Here is an 18396-nt window from a genome sequence, read left to right as displayed (position 1 = left end):
AGGACTTTGCCGACCGGGATGCCTGGCGCGTTATGCATCGCGTATACCGCATCGCAAGGAAATCGCTCGAATAATCCGTCTTCGATCATCGCTGGCGCGCCACATAGATTTTCTTCGTTCGGCTGGAAAATCAGGTTCACCGTACCGTCGAAGTGGCGCGTCTTCGCCAGGTATTCCGCCGCCGCCAGCAGCATCGCGGTGTGGCCATCATGCCCACAAGCATGCATATGGCCGTGATGCTGGCTTTCCCACGGCAATCCCGTGTTCTCGACAACAGGCAACGCGTCCATGTCGGCACGCAAACCAATCCTGCGCGTGCCACTGCCATTCGTCATTTGCGCAACGACTCCGCTGCGTCCGATCCCAGTCTCCACCCGATAGCCCCACTCTCTCAGGTTTTTGGCAACGATGTCGGCGGTGCGTGTGACGTCGAATCCGAGTTCGGGATGCGCATGGATATCACGGCGCAGCTGCGTGAACCGATCGGCGCTCTCGACGATATCCGCAATCAGGCAATCTATAGGCATGTCACTCTCCAAGGTATCGCGAGACGGCTGAAGATCACCTCGGCCCCCGCATAAGAGAAAATGACATCGTGTCCGGCAAGAATCGCCAGGTCAAATCGAATGTTCTCATATATATAACTTTTGGTTTGATCACTCTGACTTGCGCATGTTCTTGATAGATGAGCCTTCCGCAGCACGGAAACATCGCTATAAAACGCTTGCATGGAATTCGCCGGACCGTTATCGTCGCATCGTTCGGCAAGACAAACGCGGGAGAGACCGTCAGTTTCAGTGCATGACGGCGCCGATGGAGCAACCGCCCCGGAAACTCTCAGGCAAAAGGACCGCGCAGTCAGAACATCTGGAGAGCGGCGCGCTGCATATCAGACGCGCCCACCGAAGGGGATTCCTCGCACATCCAGCACGAGGAAGAAACTCTCAGGTACATGGACAGATGGGGCATTGGAGCCAGCATGTTTGCATCGACCGTTGCAAACACTGGCGATGCTCAATTCACTCTGGACCATGTCATGTCACGAATCGCCATCATTGGCGCCGGGATTACCGGCGTCACGACTGCTTACGCCCTCGCACAACGAGGCTTCGAAGTCACCGTCTTCGAGCGTCACCGCTATGCGGCAATGGAAACGTCGTTCGCCAACGGCGGGCAGTTATCTGCGTGCAATGCCGAAGTCTGGAACAGCGCAGCAACCGTGCTCAAGGGGCTGCGCTGGATGTTTACGCGCGATGCACCGCTGCTACTCAATCCACTGCCTACATGGCACAAGTATTCCTGGCTCGGCGAATTTCTTCGCCAGATCCCAAACTATCGGGCTAACACCGTCGAGACAGTGCGCCTGGCAATTGCCGCGCGCGAGCATCTGTTCGCGACTGCTGAGCGTGAGGGTATCGACTTCGATCTGGAACGGCGGGGCATTCTGCACTTCTACAAGACGGCGAAAGTGCGCGGCTTCCGTGCGGAAAGTGATGGATCGTAGCGGCCGATAACCAGGGTTTCCCGGCGACCGTTCACTCGGTAGTCGTACCGGAAGCTCACCGCGCCTGAAGGCATCACTGCCGCATAGAGCCCCCGCTGATCGGCAACCTTGTAGATCTTCTGAGCCGGTTTCAGCGTTCGCAACTGCATGTCCGTGAGCATAGGGACTCCTCGAACGTATACCGTCAACCGATACCGTCAGACTGATTTGACGGTATCGGACAAGGCCGTCCGAGGAAGGAACGTCGATACCGTCACCGATACCGACTTTTCCACCAGGCATTGCCCGGATCACAGCAGACCACGCCGGACAATAACCTCATGTTTTTAAACGGAAAAACATGTAAAACCGGACCTCCCGGAACGACTTGGGAGCAGTCTAAATCATTCCCACTCAATCGTTGCCGGTGGCTTCCCCGAGATGTCGTACACAACCCGGTTAATCCCCCGCACTTCATTAATGATGCGGTTCGACACCTGCCCCAGCAATTCATGCGGCAGATGCGCCCAGTGCGCAGTCATGAAGTCGAGCGTTTGCACAGCGCGCAGCGCGACGACGTACTCGTATGTCCGGCCATCGCCCATCACGCCGACGCTCTTCACCGGCAGGAACACCGCAAATGCCTGGCTCGTCAGGTCGTACCAGGACTTGCCGGTTTCCTTATCGATCGTGTTGCGCAGCGTCTCGATGAAAATCGCGTCCGCGCGGCGCAGCAGGTCCGCGAAATCGCGCTTCACTTCACCGAGAATCCGCACGCCCAGACCCGGGCCCGGGAACGGGTGGCGATACACCATCGAGTGCGGCAGACCGAGCTTCACGCCGAGTTCTCGCACTTCGTCCTTGAACAGCTCGCGCAGCGGTTCGAGCAGCTTCAGGTTCAGCGTCTCCGGCAGGCCGCCGACGTTGTGGTGGCTCTTGATCGTCTGCGCGGCCTTCTTGCCCTTGCCCGCCGATTCGATCACGTCCGGATAGATTGTGCCCTGCGCGAGCCATTTGGCGTCGGTCAGCTTGGCCGCTTCGGCCTGGAACACTTCGACGAATTCCGCGCCGATGATCTTGCGCTTCGCTTCCGGATCGGTCACGCCGGCCAGCTTGCCGAGGAACGCTTCGCTCGCGTCGACGTGGATCACCTTCACGCCGAGGTGATCGGCGAATAGCGCCATCACCTGCTCGACTTCGTTCAGGCGCAGCAGACCGTGGTCGACAAACACGCAGGTCAGCTGATCGCCGATCGCGCGATGTAGCAGCGCAGCGGCAACCGACGAATCCACGCCGCCCGACAGCCCCAGAATGACGTGCTCGTTGCCGACCTGCGCGCGAATCTTCGCGACTGCCTCGTCGATGTAGTGGCCCATTTCCCAGTCGGCCTTCGCGCCGCAGATCTGCAGCACGAAGCGCTCGAGCATCGCGCGGCCCTGCACGGTGTGCGTGACTTCCGGGTGCCATTGCAGGCCGTAGAAGCGGCGCCGTTCGTCGGCCATCGCGGCGATCGGACACGACTCCGTCGATGCCATCAGCGCGAAGCCCGGCGGCATTTCGAGCACCTTGTCACCGTGGCTCATCCACACCTTCAGCATGCCGTGGCCTTCGGGCGTCGTGAAATCCTGAATGCCTTCGAGCAGGCTCGTGTGGTTGCGCGCGCGCACTTCGGCGTAGCCAAATTCGCGCAGATGGCCGATATCGACCCTGCCGCCGAGCTGCTCGGCCATCGCCTGCATGCCGTAGCAGATGCCGAGCACCGGCACGCCAAGTTCGAAGACCGCTTGCGGCACGCGCGGCGTATCTTCCTCGGTGACCGAACTCGGGCCGCCGGAGAGGATCACCCCCTTCGGCGCGAAGTCGCGGATGAACGACGCGTCGACGTCGTACGGATGGATTTCCGAATACACGTTGGCTTCGCGAACGCGACGTGCAATCAGTTGGGTGACTTGCGAACCGAAGTCGAGGATCAGGATCTTGTCATGCATGGCAGCGGACGGAATCAGAAGTGAGCGGATACGGAATGCCGCGCACGACGCGCGGCGTTGGATTCAAAACGGTACGGCAGGCGCCGCATAAAGCGCCGCGCGAACCTGGAACATGTCGATGAAGCGCGTGGCCGCGGCCAACACCGAGGCTGGCTGCTTGCGGCGCGCGCGGACGAAACCCGGTAGCTTCGGCGAACGGTGTGGCGCGACGCGCGTCAACCATGAAACGGCGGCCGGGGTGTACCGGGCGCGTCGTCGCGGGTGTCGCCGCCAGAGGCAGCCGCCGCGCGAGCCGCGCGTTCCGGCTCGCTCAAGCTGCGCTCGCTCGCGGCGGGATGAAGCGGCGCCGCGGGGCTGACGGTAGACGCAGCAGACGGAGCAGCCGTGGGGGCAGCCGCGGTGCCAGCGGCGGGGGTAGCCTGGTTGAGCGGCCGAGTTACCGGCACGACAGGCTCGGCCACCGGTTCGGCGTGATAGACCGGAAAGCCCGCGGTGACATGCGGCTCGCGCGGCGTAGCGCGCTCGAGTTCACGCCGCCGTGCGGCTTCCGTTTCGGCCTCTTTCTCCGCCTCTTTGGCGGCACGCCTGTCGGTCCGCTTGTCGGTCCGCCCCGAAGAAGACTTGACCACGCCCCCCTTCTCGCGCCGCCGAACCGCGCCCGACAGCCTGACACCACCCAGCCCGATCACCACCAGCGCAACGCCTGCCAGCACCGAGACGATCTGCCCGAAGCCAGTCAGCGACGGCGTGCGCAGCCCTAGCAGCCACACCAGCATCAGCACGCCGCTCAGCCAGTGCACGTGCCCGACGACCTTCGCGACCGTCGACGTCAACGCGCCGTCGAACGACGCATGCACCGCGAGCCACGCGAGCCCGATCAGCGCGACGCCGAATGCCTGGCCGACCAGCGCCGGCTGCGTTGGCACCAGCTGCAGGTCGTTGTACAGCGAAGCCCACGGCGTCAGCAGGAACAGCAGGCCGAACGCCAGCAGCACCAACGCATCCAGGATCAATACAACGCGCAGCAGTGGCTTCATCGGCGTTTATTCCACGTGGTAGTTAGGCGCTTCCTTGGTGATCTGCACGTCATGCACGTGCGACTCGCGCAGACCCGCGCCGGTGATCTGCACGAACTCGGCCTTCTCGTTCATTTCGGCGATCGTGCGGCAGCCGCAATAGCCCATGCTCGCGCGCACGCCGCCGATCAGCTGGAACAGGATCGCGTTGACCGAGCCCTTGTACGCGACGCGGCCTTCAATGCCTTCCGGCACCAGCTTGTCGATGTTCGCCGAGTTGTCCTGGAAGTAGCGGTCCGCGGCGCCGTCCTTCATCGCACCGACCGAGCCCATGCCGCGGTACGACTTGTACTGGCGGCCCTGGTACAGGAACACGTCGCCCGGCGCCTCTTCGGTGCCGGCGAACATGCTGCCCATCATGACCGCGTTCGCGCCCGCGGCGAGCGCCTTGCTGATGTCGCCCGAGAAGCGCACCCCGCCATCGCCGATGACCGGCACGCCGGTGCCCTTCAGCGCGTCGGATACGTTCGAGATCGCAGTGACCTGCGGGACGCCGACACCGGCGACGATTCGCGTGGTGCAGATCGAGCCCGGGCCGATCCCCACCTTGACGCCGTCAGCGCCGTATTCGACCAGCGCCTTCGCGGCCGCGGCGGTCGCGATGTTGCCGCCGATCACTTCGACGTGCGGGAAGTTCTGCTTGACCCACTTGACGCGCTCGAGCACGCCCCTGCTATGACCATGCGCGGTGTCGACGACGATCACGTCCACCCCCGCCTGCACCAGCAGCTCGACACGCTCTTCGTTATCCTCGCCGACGCCGACCGCCGCGCCCGCGCGCAGCTTGCCGTGTTCGTCCTTGCATGCGTCGGGGTGCTCGGTCTGCTTGGTGATGTCCTTGACGGTCATCAGGCCGCGCAATTCGAACGCGTCGTTGACGACCAGCACGCGCTCGAGGCGGTGGCTATGCATCAGCGCCTTCGCTTGCGCGAGCGGCGTGCCTTCCTTGACGGTGACCAGACGCTCGCGCGGCGTCATGATGTTGTGCACCGGCTCGTCCAGACGCTCTTCGAAGCGCAGGTCGCGGTTCGTCACGATACCGACGAGCTGCGCGCCTTCGACGACCGGGAAGCCCGAAATGCCATGCTGACGCGACAGCGCGATCACGTCGCGAACCTTCATCTGCGGCGGCACCGTGATCGGATCGCGCACCACGCCCGACTCGAAACGCTTGACCTTAGCGACTTCACGCGCCTGCTCGGCCGGCGTAAGGTTCTTGTGGATGATCCCGACACCGCCCATTTGCGCCATGGCGATGGCCAGACGTGCTTCGGTTACCGTGTCCATCGCGGCGGACACGAGCGGCATGTTCAGAGAGATGTTGCGGGTCAGCTTGGTCTTGAGGCTGGTGTCGCGCGGGAGAACATCGGAGAAGGCGGGGACGAGAAGCACGTCATCGAACGTGAGTGCTGTTTGGATCAGACGCATGGCAAATCCTATAGGCGCAAAAGCGAATTATACGCGATACCTCCCCGGTTTTCACTGCGCGAACAGCAGCTTAGCGAATTCGCGGCGATTTTTTACGCGCTCCCCGGACCGCTGATTTCGCTCGGCGGTTCGCGCCGGGTTCGGTCCGGTTTCGTTTGCGCGTTCGCAGCCAGAAGCCACGATAACCGCCCATTGAAAGCTACAAGTAAGCGCCTTCACCGCCGTTCAGTCGGACCGCAACGCCGCCGGCTGGATCCGAATGCAGGATCGAACAAGACGCCGCACCGCTCAACCGCTATTCTGCCGATCATTCCAGTTTTTCGAGCAGGGGCAGTCGATGCAGCGCGGTGTCATCTATGGGGTAATGGCCGGGGCCTTATGGGGCATGGTGTTTCTGATCCCGCGCGCGCTGTCCGACTTCTCGCCGCTGCTGCTGAGCGCCGGCCGCTACGTGATGTACGGCGCCGTGTCGCTGGTCGCGGCGCTGCCGATCGCGGGTTCCCTTCTGAAGCGCCTGACCCGCGACGATCTGATCGCGCTCGTCAAGCTCGCGCTCGTCGGCAACATCGTCTATTACCTGCTGCTGACGGCCGCCGTGCATCTGATCGGGATCGCACCAGCATCGCTGATCGTCGGCGTGCTGCCGGTCACCGTCACGCTGGCCGGCCGGCGCGATCAAGGCGCGGTGCCGCTCGCGCGCCTCGCATGGCCGCTCGTGGTCGTGATGGCCGGCATCGTTTGTATCAATATCGACGTGTTCACGGTAGCAGGCGTGGCGCCGATGAGCGTCGCGACGCGCCTGGTCGGGCTCGCCTGCGCGGTCGGCGCGCTTGGCTTCTGGACGTGGTTCGCGGTCGAAAATGCCCGCTATCTGCAGCGTCACACGCGTTTCAGTGGCAACGAGTGGTCGGTGCTATGGGGCGTCGTGACGGGCGCCCTTGGCGGGGCGTTGTGGGTCGTGATCGCGGTGCTGCCGCCGGGCGGCCCGCAGGGCGAACTGGCCGGCGCGCGCTGGCATACGTTCTGGACCTGCAATCTGCTGCTCGCGGTCGGTGCGTCGTGGCTCGGCAACGGGCTGTGGAACGCCGCGTCGAAACGGCTGCCGCTCACGCTGTCTGGCCAGATGATCGTGTTCGAGACGCTGTTCGCGCTGCTGTATGCGTTCATTTACGACCAGCGCCTGCCCCGCCCGCTGGAACTCGCGGCGATCCTACTGCTGGTGGCGGGGGTATGCTGGTCGGTGCGCCAGCATTCGGACGACGATTCGTCGGGCGCGGCGCGTTTCGAAGATAAAGCGCGGACGTCGGCGCCTTGAGGCGGGACTGACTGCGAGCGGCAGCATCGCGCGCGTAGCCCACTGCGTTGCCGCTCGGGCGCGCCTAGCGCGAGTCCTTGTTCAACCAGCGGCGCCCTTCGATCGAGCCCGCCTTGCGCGTCTTCTCGACGCGGCGCTGGCGCGACACCTTCGGATCGACCAGCAGCGGCCGGTAGATCTCGACGCGGTCATGATCGGCGAGCACGGTATCGAGCGGTTTGAGCTTGCCGAATACACCCACCTTCTGTGTGTTCAGATCGATCGATGGAAAGCGCTTGAGGATCCCACTCGCGTCGAGCGCCTGTTGCAGCGTCGCGCCGGCGGGCAATTCGACTGCGATCAGCGTCTGCGCATCGGGCAACGCGTAGCAGACCTCAACCGACAGACGCGCGCTCATGCCTGACCATAGCGCTGGTTGGCGCGCTTGACGAACGATTCGACGAATGTATTGGCGATGTGACTGAACACCGGCCCGATGATCTTCTCGAGCAGGATATTGGTGAATTCGTAGTGCAGCGCGAACTCGATCTTGCAGGCGTCGGCGCGCAGGGGCGTGAAGCGCCAGAAGCCGGTGAACTTGCGAAACGGGCCGTCGGCGAATTCCATGTCGATGCGCGTGGGCCGTTCCATCGAGTTGCGCGTCGCAAAATGCTGCCTGATGCCCTTGAAGTTGATATCGATCTTCGCCTCCATGCCGTGTTCGTCCTGGCGGCGGATTTCGACGCCACCGCACCAGGGCAGAAAGTTGGGGTAATCGGCGACGTCGGTGACGAGGTCGAACATCCGCTCCGCCGAATGACGGATCAGCACGGTTTTCTGGACATCTGCCATAAATTGAACAGCGCGTGGCAAGGGTGGACGGGCGCGGCGGGCTTTCCTTGTCCCGCTTTGCTAAAATCGTGATTTTAAACGAGTTGGGCACTTTCCATTCATGAGCATCATCGACAACAGAAAAGCCTTCTTCGACTACTCGGTCGAGGAACGCTACGAAGCCGGACTCGTGCTTGAAGGATGGGAGGTCAAGGCGTTGCGCGCCGGGCGCGGCCAGATCAAGGAAGGCTACGTGGTGATCCGCAACGGCGAACTGTTCCTGATCGGCACGCACATCAGCCCGCTGCCCGAGGCGTCGACCCATATCAAGCCCGACCCGGTGCGCACGCGCAAGCTGCTGCTGCACAGCGAGCAGATCGGCAAGCTGATCGGCAAGGTCGAGCGCAGCGGCTATACGCTGGTGCCGCTGAACTTTCACTACAAGAACGGTCGCGTCAAATGCGAGATCGGCCTCGCGAAGGGCAAAAAGCAGCACGACAAACGCGAGACCGAGAAGAAGCGCGACTGGGAGCGCGAGAAAGCGCGCTTGATGCGCTCGCCGAGTTGAATTTCGCCGCAGCATGGCCAACGAGGCCCAATAAAAATGGCCCGCACATCATGTGCGGGCCATTTCTTTTTACGCGGCGCGTGAGCCTCGGTGCCGGCTGATGCGGCGTCAGCGCGCGTCGCTTCGAGCCGCCTCACCTCCGGTTCTGCCCTTGCTTACGATCGTCAGCGCCGACGCGATCATCGAACTCATGTTCGACATGTCACCCGGCACGATCAGCGTCGTGCCCTGCTTGGCGAGATTCGAAAAGGCGTTCACATACTGTTCGGCGACCTTCAGATTCACCGCCTCCATGCCACCGTTCGACTGGATCGCCGCCGCGATCTTCTGGATCGCTTGCGAGTTGGCCTCGGCCACGGCCAGAATCGCCGACGCCTGGCCCTGCGCCTGATTGATCGCCGCCTGGCGTTCGCCCTCTGACTTCTGGATCGCCGCCTCGCGGCCGCCCGACGCAATATTGATCTGCTCCTGCTTGCGGCCTTCCGACGCCGCGATCAGCGCGCGCTTTTCGCGCTCGGCGGTGATCTGCGCCTGCATCGCGTGCAGGATTTCCTTTGGCGGCGTCAGGTCCTTGATCTCGTAGCGCAACACCTTCACACCCCAGTTCGCCGCGGCTTCGTCGAGCGACGAAACGATGCTGTGGTTGATGAAATCGCGCTCCTCGAAGGTCCGGTCGAGCTCGAGCTTACCGATGACCGAGCGCAGCGTGGTCTGTGACAGTTGCGTGATCGCGAATACGAAGTTGCTCGACCCGTACGACGCCTTCATCGGATCGGTGACCTGGAAATACAGCACGCCGTCGACTTGCAGTTGCGTGTTGTCGCGCGTGATACATACCTGGCTCGGCACTTCGAGCGGAATCTCCTTTAGCACGTGCTTGTACGCGATCCGGTCGACGAACGGAAACGCGAAGCTCAGGCCCGGCGTGAGCGTCGCATGATAGCGGCCGAGACGCTCGAGCACCCACGCATGCTGCTGCGGCACGATCTTGATGGTCTGCGACGCGAGCACGATAACGACGATCAACAGCACTGCCCCGACGATGGTTGAATCCATACGACTACCCTCCGGTCCATGATTCGAATAGTTGTGCGCAGCTTGATGCGAGCCTGCGTCTTTTCTGCGTCTTTTGCAGCTCAGGCTTGCGCGCTTCGCGTTACGAACGGATATCGATGAGTCTGTGTCGCGAATTGCAAGTTCACGTTCGAACTGCCGTCGCATTGGCCTTCGGATGCCGGCTTGCGACGACGACGAGGCAACTGCCGCGCAATTCCCGGATTTCGTAAACCAGCGCGTCTTCCGGCTCGCCTGTGGCGAGCTCCACGTCCCACGCCGCGCCGCGATAGGTGACGCGCGCTTTGCGGCCTTGCCACGCGGGCACGTTCAGCGTCTGGCCGATATCCAGGTTGACGTCCGGGTTGCGCGATGCCTGCTCACGCTTGCGGCGTCCGAAACGCGAGCGCCGCAGCGCCACGACCGCGGCCAGCGCGACCACGGCGGCAACGGCGAACTGCACGTCGGCGGCGGCGCCGGCGATATGCGCAAGCGCGGCGGCCACGCAGCCGAGTGCGATCATCAACAGATAGAAAGTGCCGCTCATCAGCTCCAGCACGACAAGCACACCCGCCCCGATCCACCAGAACAGTCCACCAGGCGCCACGTCGATCTCCACAAAGCAAAACACCCCGGGTCTACCGGGGTGTTTATAGCACGAAGCGAACGTGCATTTAATCTGAGATGCGGCAAGCGTCGACGCGTTCGCACGCTGCTTGCCGCACCTTATGCATGCCGCGTGAAAGGCGGCATGCGCGGTGCCGCCGGTTACTGCCTCGACTTCGCCAGTTGCTGCCACGTCTCGATGATCGTGTCGGGGTTCAGCGAGATCGACGCGATGCCTTCGTCGGTCAGCCATTGCGCGAAGTCCGGGTGGTCGGACGGGCCCTGGCCGCAGATGCCGACGTACTTGTTCAGGCGCAGACAGGTTTCGATCGCGCGCTTGAGCATGAACTTGACCGCCGGATCACGCTCGTCGAAGTCGACGGCGAGCAGTTCCATGCCGGAGTCGCGGTCGAGGCCGAGCGTGAGCTGCGTGAGGTCGTTGGAGCCGATCGAGAAGCCGTCGAAGTACTGCAGGAATTCTTCAGCGAGAATCGCGTTCGACGGCACTTCGCACATCATGATCAGGCGCAGGTTGTTCTCGCCGCGCTTCAGGCCGAACTTGCCCAGCAGCCCGACCACGCGCTCCGCCTGCTTCAGCGTACGCACGAACGGCACCATGATCTCGACGTTGTCGAGGCCCATCTCTTCGCGCACCTTCTTCAGTGCGATGCATTCCATCTGGAAGGCTTCGGCGAAGTCTTCGGCGATGTAGCGCGACGCGCCGCGGAAACCGAGCATCGGGTTTTCTTCGTCCGGCTCGTAACGCGAACCGCCGATCAGCTTCTTGTACTCGTTCGACTTGAAGTCCGACAGACGCACGATCACGGGCTTCGGATAGAACGCCGCCGCGATCGTCGCGATGCCTTCGGTCAGCTTGTCGACGTAGAACGCGCGCGGCGACGCGTGACCGCGAGCGACGCTTTCCACCGCCTTCTTCAGGTCCTGATCGACGTTCGGGTACTCGAGAATCGCCTTCGGGTGCACGCCGATGTTGTTGTTGATGATGAACTCGAGCCGCGCCAGACCCACGCCCGCGTTCGGCAGTTGCGAGAAGTCGAAAGCCAGTTGCGGGTTGCCGACGTTCATCATGATCTTCACCGGAATTGGCGGCAGCTCGCCGCGCTGCACTTCGGTGATTTCGGTTTCGAGCAGGCCGTCGTAGATCTTGCCTTCGTCGCCTTCCGCGCACGATACGGTGACGAGCGCGCCTTCCTTCAGCACGTCGGTCGCGTCGCCGCAGCCGACCACCGCCGGCACGCCCAGCTCACGCGCGATGATCGCCGCGTGACAGGTACGGCCGCCGCGGTTCGTGACGATCGCCGACGCGCGCTTCATCACCGGCTCCCAGTTCGGGTCGGTCATGTCGGCGACCAGCACGTCGCCCGGCTGCACGCGGTCCATTTCCGACGGATCGTGAATCACGCGCACCGGACCGGCGCCGATCTTCTGGCCGATTGCGCGACCGGTGGCGAGCACGTTCGACTGCCCCTTCAGCTTGAAGCGCTGCTCGGCCTTGCCCACCCCCTGGCTCTTCACGGTCTCCGGGCGCGCCTGCAGGATGAAGATCTTGCCGTCGCGGCCGTCCTTGCCCCACTCGATGTCCATCGGACGCTGGTAGTGCTTCTCGATGATGACCGCGTACTTCGCGAGTTCGATCACGTCTTCGTCGGTGATCGAAAAGCGGTTGCGCTGTTCGTGCGCGACGTCGACGGTCTTCACGCGGCCCGGCTCGCCCGGCTTCGTGAATTCCATCTTGATCAGCTTCGAGCCGATCGAGCGGCGGATGATCGGGTACTTGCCCTGCGCGAGCGTGGTCTTGAAGACGTAGAACTCGTCCGGATTAACCGCGCCCTGCACGACGGTTTCGCCGAGGCCGTAGCTGGACGTGATGAACACGGCGTCCTTGAAACCGGATTCCGTGTCCAGCGTGAACATCACGCCGGCCGCGCCGACGTCCGAGCGCACCATGCGCTGCACGCCCGCGGACAACGCGACTTCAGCGTGCGTGAAACCCTTGTGGACGCGATAGGAGATTGCGCGGTCGTTGTATAGCGACGCGAACACGTGCTTCATGCGATCGAGCACGTCGTCGATACCGACCACGTTCAGGTAGCTTTCCTGCTGACCGGCGAACGATGCGTCCGGCAGGTCTTCCGCGGTCGCCGACGAACGTACCGCAAACGACAGCTCTTGGGGCGAGCTGTTTTGCAGCGTGTCGAACCCCGCGCGAATGTCAGCCTCGAGCCGCGGCTGCAGCGGCGCGTCGACGATCCATTGACGGATTTCCTTGCCCGCTTCGGCGAGCGCCTTCACATCGTCGACGTCGAGCGTGTCGAGACGTTTGGCGATACGTTCGGTCAGATTGTTGTGGTGCAGGAAGTCGCGGAAAGCGAGCGCCGTGGTGGCGAAGCCGGTCGGCACCCGCACGCCTGCTTCGGCGAGCTGGCTGATCATCTCGCCCAACGATGCGTTCTTGCCGCCCACGATCTCGACATCGGTCATCCGCAACTGCTCGAACGGAACTACATACGCCTTATCCTTTGCGACGGTAACTGCGTTAGTCATACAAGCCCCTAAGTGTGAAAGAAATTCACGACTGTGCAAGTGGGCTCGAACCCGGGCGGCCCATTGGAAGCTCGACCCGGTGTCTTGCACAACCTGTTAGATAAGCAATCGCCGTAACACGAGCGCGCTGCATGGCCGCGACGGCTGAACGGATGATGAAGCACCGCATTCACCGGATTTACCGTTCGATTGCCCACGTTCAGCGCGGCTTGGCGGGCGATAGCGCGGTGTTGAACGACCATTCGCGACAAGTTAGACGCCGATCGCCTGCAATTGCTTATCCAACAGGTTGCCGCCATTCTACCGTGCCGATTCCTGAATGTGGCGCTCGGGCGAGAATCGCGCGTCGAATCGCGGCGGGACCCAACCAGCGGCCGTTTGCGACGCGCGGCTCCTTTTCAGGTACGATCGTGGCGTCCACGGCGTGCCGCGCGAGCGCCGCCGTCTGTCCGCATAGTCCCATTTCACAGCCCCGCTAATGCCGCCCACCGTATTCATCGTCTCCGACGGTACCGGGATCACTGCCGAGACCTTCGCGCATTCCATCCTCTCCCAGTTCGACCAGAAGTTTCGTCTGGTTCGCGTGCCGTTCGTGGATTCGACCGAAAAGGCCTACGCCACGCTCGAAAAAATCAACGAGGCGCTCGTACAGGATGGCCGTCGCCCGATCGTTTTCACGACGCTCGTCGACAGTGCATCGAATCGGATCGTCAAGGGCTCGAACGCGCTCGTGCTCGACATGTTTCAAACCTTCGTCGAGCCGCTCGAGCAGGAGCTCGAACTGAAGTCGAGCCACGCGATGGGGCGCGGCCACCAGAACGCGGATACCGAGGAATACAAGAACCGGATCGAAGCGATCAATTTCTCGCTCGCGCACGACGACGGTCAGTCGAACCGCAATCTCGCGGACGCCGACGTGATCCTCGTTGGCGTATCGCGCAGCGGCAAAACGCCGACGAGCCTGTATCTGGCGATGCAGTACGGCGTGAAGGCCGCGAACTATCCGTTGATCCCCGAAGACTTCGAACGCGGCAAGCTGCCCACGCCGCTGCTCGAGCATCGGCAGAAGATGTTCGGTTTGTCGATCGATCCACAGCGCCTGTCGGAAATCCGCAACGAACGGCGGCCGGGCAGCAAGTACGCAGCGCCGGAAAACTGCCGCTATGAGATCAACGAAGCCGAAGCGATGATGCGGCGCGAGGGGATCAAGTGGCTGTCGTCGACGCACAAGTCGATCGAGGAGATCGCGACGACGATCCTGCAGGAAATCAAGCTCGACCGGTCATCTTATTAAGCGCCGGTTGAGGTGGCGGGTTGCGGCGGCTATCTTGAGCGGTTGCTCCACCGCTGCCTGCGCGCGTTACTTTCGCCCGCGCTGCTGCCGGCATTGCTCGAACACGCAGACAGCCGCAGCGGCGGCCACGTTCAGCGATTCCATGCCGCCTGGCTGCGGAATCGTCACGCGTAACGACACGGCGTCGCGCCAAAGCTGCGACACCCCTGCCCCTTCGTTGCCGAATACCCACGCAAGCGGCCCGCTCAGATCGGAATCGTAGATTGCCTCGGCGCCATGCGAATCGGTGATGACGATCGGCACCGCGACGCGTTCGATCAACGTCTTCGAATCGATGTCCTCGTGGATCTGCAATAGAAAATGCGCGCCCATGCCCGAGCGCAGCACTTTCGACGACCACGCGTACGCGGTGCCCGGCGCGCAGAACACGTGCTGAATGCCGGCGGCGGCCGCGCTACGCAGGATCGAACCGACGTTGCCCGCATCCTGCACGCCGTCGAGCACGAGGCAGTTCTGCGTGATGCGATCGGGCAGCGGCGCATCGAGTTTTCCGACGACCAGCAGAATGCCGACCCCGTGCACGACGTTCGACAACTGGCCGAACAACGCGTCCGGCAGCGTGATGAGCCGATCCTCGTCGACCCGCGACACGATCGCCTGCGCTTCGTCGTGGCGCAGCGCGCCGTCGGTGACGACACAGAATTCCGGTTGCCCGGCGACGTCGAGATAGGCGCTCGCGAGGTGGAAACCCTCGAGCAGCGCCTGGCCGCCGCGGCGCTGTTGATGCGTCGAACCGGCCAGTGCCTTCAGGCGCTTGTAGAGCGGATTGTCCCGCGAGGTGATGGCTTTCACAGGCAGCGAAGGCAGTGAGAATACAAAAGGAGCGAGCGGTGCTTTGGATCGGCAGCGCGGACGTGCCGCGGACGTCTGATGCCGCTTTGTACGCCGCTCGTGTGGTCTTTTACGCGATGCCGGCTTCGCCAAACGCGTCGTCGTCGAGCAGCGCGTCGGGCACGACGATAGCGTCGAGCGACGGCAACGGCACACCCGTGCCGAGCCGCAGATGCGCTTCGCGCACCGGCGCGAACGATCGCCGATGATGCGCGCACGGGCCATGCTCGCGCAGCGCCGCCAGATGCTGCGGGGTGCCATAGCCGGCATGCGCGTCAAAGCCGTACACCGGAAAGGTCTGATGCAGTTCCAGCAGCATGCGATCGCGCGTGACTTTCGCGAGAATCGACGCGGCCGAGATGCTCTTGACGAGCGCGTCGCCGCCGATCACCGCTTCGCTGCGAATGGCGAGCGTCGGGCAACGGTTACCGTCCACCTTCACGAGCGTCGGCACGACCGATAGCCCCTCCACCGCGCGCTTCATCGCGAGCATCGTCGCGTAGAGGATATTCAGCGAATCGATTTCCTCGACCGTCGCCGATGCGACGCAGTAGGCAAGCGCGCGATCGACGATCTTGTCGTATAGCTGCTCGCGCTTTTTCGCCGTGAGCGCCTTCGAATCGTCGAGACCGCGAATCATCGGCTTGGACGGATCGAAAATGACCGCCGCGGCAACCACCGGGCCGGCCAGCGGCCCACGTCCCGCTTCATCGACGCCGCAGACGATATCGTCCGCGCGGTCGAAGTCGAGGCCGGCTTGCGCGGCCAGCCGAACCACGGCGGCGGTCTTGCGGCGAGGCTCGCGCGCGGCGGTCATACCCGCCCCGCCCGCTTTTCGACGACACTCGCCACGACCTCCGCCGCGCGCTGGGCGGTGTTCTGCTTCAGCACGTGATGCATCTCCGTGAAGATTTCCGTCAGCGTGCGCCGGTTCGCTTCGTCGCGCAACTGCTTGAGCGTCGCCTCGGCGAGCGCCTGCGGCGTCGCGAAGTGCTGCAGGATCTCGGGCACCACGAAGCGCCCCGCCAGAATATTCGGCAGGCCGACGTACGGCAGGTAGCCTTGGCGACGCATGATCTGGCCCGTCAACCACGGCACCTTATACGAGATCACCATCGGCTTTTTGAGCAGCGCGGCTTCGAGCGTCACCGTGCCGCTCTTCACGAGGATCGCGTCGGCAGCGGTCATCGCGAGCTGCGACTGACCGTCGGTGATGGTCAGCGCGAGACCCGGATGCGACTCGACGAGCGGTTGCAGCAGCGTGCGCAACGCCGGCGTGGCGGCCGGCATCACGAAGCGCACAGTGGGCTCCTGATGCTGCATCATCTCCATCGCCGCGAAAAACGTCGGTCCGATCAGATCGATCTCAGAGCGCCGGCTGCCCGGCAGTACCGCGATCACCGGACCGTCTTGCGCGAGACCCAGCGTGCGGCGCGCGCCCTGCGTGTCGGGTTCGAGCGGAATCTGATCGGCAAGCGGGTGGCCCACGTACGACGCCGTGACGCCCGCCTTCTGCAGCAGCGCGGTTTCGAACGGGAACACGCACAGCATGTGGTCGACCGCCTTCGCGATCTTCTTGATGCGCCCACCACGCCACGCCCAGATGGACGGACAGACGAAGTGAACCGTAGGAATGCCCGCGTCGCGCAGTGCGTGCTCGAGCCCGAAGTTGAAATCCGGCGCATCGACGCCGACGAACACCGACGGCGGCTCGGCGAGCAACTGGCGCTTCAGTTCGTTGCGGATGCCAAGGATGCCGGGAATGTGGCGCAGCGCTTCGACATAGCCGCGCACCGTGAGTTTTTCCATCGGCCAGTGCGCGTCGAAGCCGGTAGCGATCATGCGCGGACCGCCGATGCCGTAGTACTGGGTGGCGGCCGGCAGGCGACTCGCGAGACCGTCGAGCAGCGACGCGGCGAGCAGGTCGCCGGACGGCTCGCCGGCCACCATCGCAACGCGTAGCGGACTGGGTTGCAACGTCATCGGCTAGCGGATGATGCCGCGCTGCGACGCTTCGACGAACGCGAGCAGCGTCTGCACCGGAGCGTCGCCATCGCCGCCGGCTGTGCCCAGCTCGCGCAGTTGCACCTTCGCCTCCTCGAGTGACAGCCCGTTCTTGTACAGCACGCGATACGCGGTGCGCAGCACCGAAATCGCGTCTGCCGAAAAACCGCGGCGACGCAGACCCTCGACGTTGATGCCATGCGGTTCGGCCTTGTTGCCGGCCGCAATCACGAACGGCGGAACGTCCTGCACGAGCGCCGACGCGCCGCCGAGCATCGAATGCGCGCCGATACGCACGAACTGATGCACACCCGACATGCCGCCGATGATCGCGTGGTCGCCGATCGTCACATGACCGGCCATCTGCGCGTTGCTCGACAGGATCACGTTACTGCCGACGTGGCAGTCGTGGCCGATGTGCACGTACGCCATGATCCAGTTGTCGTCACCCACCGAGGTGACGCCCGCGTCCTGCACCGTACCGGTGTGGATCGTCGTGAACTCGCGGATCGTATTGCGGCTGCCGATCACGAGCCGGGTCGGCTCGTCCTTGTACTTCATGTCCTGCGGACGTCCGCCGACCGATGCGTAATGGCCGATCCGGTTGTCTTCGCCGATCGTGGTGTGGCCTTCGATCACGCTGTGCGAACCGACGGTGCTGCGCGCGCCGATCGTCACGTGCGCGCCGATGACCGCATACGGGCCGACTTCGACGGATTCGTCGAGCTGCGCGCCCGCTTCGATGATCGCAGTGGGATGAATCCTGCTCATGCGTCCTCGCTTGTGATTCTGTTGCGTTGTCTGGATGGATCCGTCGCGGGCCGGTCGTGCGCGTGTGCGCCGCCCTCTGCCCGTCGCCGGGTCTCAAGCGTCTTTGTCTGTGTGGCGCACCGCGCACATCAGATCGGCTTCCGCCGCGACAGCCCCATCCACTTCGGCGCGCGCCTTGAACTTCCAGATGCCGCGCATGTGACGCTCGAACGTGCAATTAAGGATCAGTTGATCACCCGGCTCCACGACGCGTTTGAAACGTGCGTTGTCGATGCCGACGAACAGGTAAAGCGTGTTGGTCGGATCGCTCGGCTCTTCCGAGAACGTCAGCAGCGCCGCCGTCTGCGCGAGCGCTTCGAGAATCAGCACGCCCGGCATCACCGGCCGCGTCGGGAAATGCCCTTGAAAATACGGCTCATTGATCGACACGTTCTTCAACGCTTTGATGTTCTTGTGCGGCTCGAGTTCGAGCACCCGATCGACCAGCAGGATCGGATAACGATGCGGCAGCAGCGTGAGAATCTTATGAATGTCGAGATTGATT

17 protein-coding genes, 2 pseudogenes and 1 riboswitch are annotated in these 18396 nt (G+C 63.3%); of the genes and pseudogenes, 4 read left to right on the top strand and 15 right to left on the bottom strand.

Annotated features, from left to right (window positions below; all coding sequences use genetic code 11):
• The coding region (locus tag VGH68_RS11315; RefSeq protein ID WP_331603710.1) for an amidohydrolase at nucleotides 1-527 on the bottom strand (527 nt) is incomplete at its 3' end.
• 239 nt (nucleotides 528-766) lie between these two features.
• A riboswitch (glycine riboswitch) is annotated at nucleotides 767-863 on the top strand.
• Between the two features lie 173 nt (nucleotides 864-1036).
• On the opposite strand from VGH68_RS11315, the pseudogene VGH68_RS11310 reads away from it, so the two are divergent.
• Nucleotides 1037-1468 (top strand): annotated as a pseudogene (locus tag VGH68_RS11310) (FAD-dependent oxidoreductase); the annotation flags it as partial.
• A gap of 2 nt (nucleotides 1469-1470) precedes the next feature.
• Here VGH68_RS11310 and VGH68_RS11305 read toward each other — a convergent pair.
• The 4 genes and pseudogenes from VGH68_RS11305 to guaB form a co-directional block, all read right to left on the bottom strand.
• Nucleotides 1471-1665: pseudogene (locus VGH68_RS11305) on the bottom strand (Arm DNA-binding domain-containing protein); the annotation flags it as partial.
• Between the two features lie 222 nt (nucleotides 1666-1887).
• A complete protein-coding gene (gene guaA, locus VGH68_RS11300) occupies nucleotides 1888-3471 on the bottom strand; it encodes a glutamine-hydrolyzing GMP synthase (protein WP_331603709.1) in 1584 nt (527 codons plus the stop codon).
• A gap of 215 nt (nucleotides 3472-3686) precedes the next feature.
• On the bottom strand, nucleotides 3687-4508 hold the full coding sequence (locus VGH68_RS11295; RefSeq protein WP_331603708.1) for a hypothetical protein: 822 nt from the start codon (nucleotides 4506-4508) through the stop codon (nucleotides 3687-3689).
• 6 nt (nucleotides 4509-4514) lie between these two features.
• Nucleotides 4515-5975, bottom strand: coding sequence for an IMP dehydrogenase (gene guaB, locus VGH68_RS11290; RefSeq protein ID WP_331603707.1), 1461 nt, complete (start codon nucleotides 5973-5975; stop codon nucleotides 4515-4517).
• A gap of 337 nt (nucleotides 5976-6312) precedes the next feature.
• Here guaB and VGH68_RS11285 point away from each other — a divergent pair, with 337 nt between their 5' ends.
• Nucleotides 6313-7290, top strand: a complete 978-nt coding sequence (locus tag VGH68_RS11285; RefSeq protein WP_331603706.1) for a DMT family transporter — start codon at nucleotides 6313-6315, stop codon at nucleotides 7288-7290.
• 64 nt (nucleotides 7291-7354) lie between these two features.
• Here VGH68_RS11285 and VGH68_RS11280 read toward each other — a convergent pair whose 3' ends face one another.
• Both VGH68_RS11280 and VGH68_RS11275 read right to left on the bottom strand, forming a co-directional pair.
• Complete coding sequence (locus tag VGH68_RS11280; RefSeq protein ID WP_331603705.1) at nucleotides 7355-7687, bottom strand: RnfH family protein; 333 nt, start codon at nucleotides 7685-7687, stop codon at nucleotides 7355-7357.
• A complete protein-coding gene (locus VGH68_RS11275) occupies nucleotides 7684-8121 on the bottom strand; it encodes a type II toxin-antitoxin system RatA family toxin (RefSeq protein WP_331603704.1) in 438 nt (145 codons plus the stop codon). Before VGH68_RS11275 ends, VGH68_RS11280 begins: the two co-directional genes overlap by 4 nt.
• A gap of 100 nt (nucleotides 8122-8221) precedes the next feature.
• Between VGH68_RS11275 and smpB the strand changes: the two genes are divergently transcribed.
• Nucleotides 8222-8668: an SsrA-binding protein SmpB gene (gene smpB / locus VGH68_RS11270; protein WP_331603703.1), complete on the top strand. Its 447-nt coding sequence runs from the start codon at nucleotides 8222-8224 to the stop codon at nucleotides 8666-8668.
• A 108-nt stretch (nucleotides 8669-8776) separates the two neighbouring features.
• Here the strand turns inward: smpB and VGH68_RS11265 are convergent, their stop codons facing one another.
• From VGH68_RS11265 to ppsA, 3 genes are all read right to left on the bottom strand, one after another.
• Nucleotides 8777-9724 (bottom strand): SPFH domain-containing protein, encoded by a 948-nt coding sequence (locus tag VGH68_RS11265; RefSeq protein WP_331603702.1) that lies wholly within the window; start codon nucleotides 9722-9724, stop codon nucleotides 8777-8779.
• 142 nt (nucleotides 9725-9866) lie between these two features.
• The gene (locus VGH68_RS11260) at nucleotides 9867-10328 is read right to left on the bottom strand and encodes an NfeD family protein (protein WP_331603701.1); all 462 of its coding nucleotides are present in this window, start codon (nucleotides 10326-10328) and stop codon (nucleotides 9867-9869) included.
• A 161-nt stretch (nucleotides 10329-10489) separates the two neighbouring features.
• Complete coding sequence (ppsA, locus tag VGH68_RS11255; RefSeq protein WP_331603700.1) at nucleotides 10490-12892, bottom strand: phosphoenolpyruvate synthase; 2403 nt, start codon at nucleotides 12890-12892, stop codon at nucleotides 10490-10492.
• 478 nt (nucleotides 12893-13370) lie between these two features.
• On the opposite strand from ppsA, the gene ppsR reads away from it, so the two are divergent.
• Nucleotides 13371-14186, top strand: a complete 816-nt coding sequence (ppsR, locus tag VGH68_RS11250) for a posphoenolpyruvate synthetase regulatory kinase/phosphorylase PpsR (protein WP_331603699.1) — start codon at nucleotides 13371-13373, stop codon at nucleotides 14184-14186.
• Nucleotides 14187-14252: 66 nt separating this feature from the next.
• Here ppsR and VGH68_RS11245 read toward each other — a convergent pair whose 3' ends face one another.
• From VGH68_RS11245 to fabZ, 5 genes are all read right to left on the bottom strand, one after another.
• Nucleotides 14253-15038, bottom strand: a complete 786-nt coding sequence (locus VGH68_RS11245) for an RNA methyltransferase (RefSeq protein WP_331603698.1) — start codon at nucleotides 15036-15038, stop codon at nucleotides 14253-14255.
• 109 nt (nucleotides 15039-15147) lie between these two features.
• Nucleotides 15148-15894 carry a ribonuclease HII gene (rnhB, locus tag VGH68_RS11240; RefSeq protein WP_331603697.1) on the bottom strand — a complete coding sequence of 249 codons (747 nt, stop codon included), beginning with the start codon at nucleotides 15892-15894 and terminating at the stop codon, nucleotides 15148-15150.
• Nucleotides 15891-17060 carry a lipid-A-disaccharide synthase gene (lpxB, locus tag VGH68_RS11235; RefSeq protein ID WP_331603696.1) on the bottom strand — a complete coding sequence of 390 codons (1170 nt, stop codon included), beginning with the start codon at nucleotides 17058-17060 and terminating at the stop codon, nucleotides 15891-15893. Before lpxB ends, rnhB begins: the two co-directional genes overlap by 4 nt.
• Before the next feature lie 3 nt (nucleotides 17061-17063).
• Nucleotides 17064-17852: an acyl-ACP--UDP-N-acetylglucosamine O-acyltransferase gene (gene lpxA / locus VGH68_RS11230; protein ID WP_331603695.1), complete on the bottom strand. Its 789-nt coding sequence runs from the start codon at nucleotides 17850-17852 to the stop codon at nucleotides 17064-17066.
• Nucleotides 17853-17945: 93 nt separating this feature from the next.
• Complete coding sequence (gene fabZ, locus VGH68_RS11225) at nucleotides 17946-18395, bottom strand: 3-hydroxyacyl-ACP dehydratase FabZ (RefSeq protein WP_331603694.1); 450 nt, start codon at nucleotides 18393-18395, stop codon at nucleotides 17946-17948.
• Nucleotide 18396 lies beyond the last annotated feature (1 nt).

The sequence above is a fragment of the Paraburkholderia sp. genome (assembly GCF_036488505.1).
GTDB lineage: Bacteria > Pseudomonadota > Gammaproteobacteria > Burkholderiales > Burkholderiaceae > Paraburkholderia.
The sequence above is the reverse complement of the archived record's forward strand: the minus strand, read 5'-3'. Positions and strand labels throughout refer to the sequence as shown.

Bases quoted from the DNA above. Each gene is read 5' to 3' on its own strand.
- VGH68_RS11295 (WP_331603708.1), bottom strand. From the start codon at position 4,508: ATGAAGCCACTGCTGCGCGTTGTATTGATCCTGGATGCGTTGGTGCTG.
- lpxB (WP_331603696.1), bottom strand. From the start codon at position 17,060: ATGACGTTGCAACCCAGTCCGCTACGCGTTGCGATGGTGGCCGGCGAG.
- VGH68_RS11265 (WP_331603702.1), bottom strand. From the start codon at position 9,724: ATGGATTCAACCATCGTCGGGGCAGTGCTGTTGATCGTCGTTATCGTG.
- guaA (WP_331603709.1), bottom strand. From the start codon at position 3,471: ATGCATGACAAGATCCTGATCCTCGACTTCGGTTCGCAAGTCACCCAA.
- VGH68_RS11280 (WP_331603705.1), bottom strand. From the start codon at position 7,687: ATGAGCGCGCGTCTGTCGGTTGAGGTCTGCTACGCGTTGCCCGATGCG.
- ppsR (WP_331603699.1), top strand. From the start codon at position 13,371: ATGCCGCCCACCGTATTCATCGTCTCCGACGGTACCGGGATCACTGCC.
- ppsA (WP_331603700.1), bottom strand. From the start codon at position 12,892: ATGACTAACGCAGTTACCGTCGCAAAGGATAAGGCGTATGTAGTTCCG.
- VGH68_RS11275 (WP_331603704.1), bottom strand. From the start codon at position 8,121: ATGGCAGATGTCCAGAAAACCGTGCTGATCCGTCATTCGGCGGAGCGG.
- rnhB (WP_331603697.1), bottom strand. From the start codon at position 15,894: ATGACCGCCGCGCGCGAGCCTCGCCGCAAGACCGCCGCCGTGGTTCGG.
- lpxA (WP_331603695.1), bottom strand. From the start codon at position 17,852: ATGAGCAGGATTCATCCCACTGCGATCATCGAAGCGGGCGCGCAGCTC.
- smpB (WP_331603703.1), top strand. From the start codon at position 8,222: ATGAGCATCATCGACAACAGAAAAGCCTTCTTCGACTACTCGGTCGAG.
- guaB (WP_331603707.1), bottom strand. From the start codon at position 5,975: ATGCGTCTGATCCAAACAGCACTCACGTTCGATGACGTGCTTCTCGTC.
- VGH68_RS11285 (WP_331603706.1), top strand. From the start codon at position 6,313: ATGCAGCGCGGTGTCATCTATGGGGTAATGGCCGGGGCCTTATGGGGC.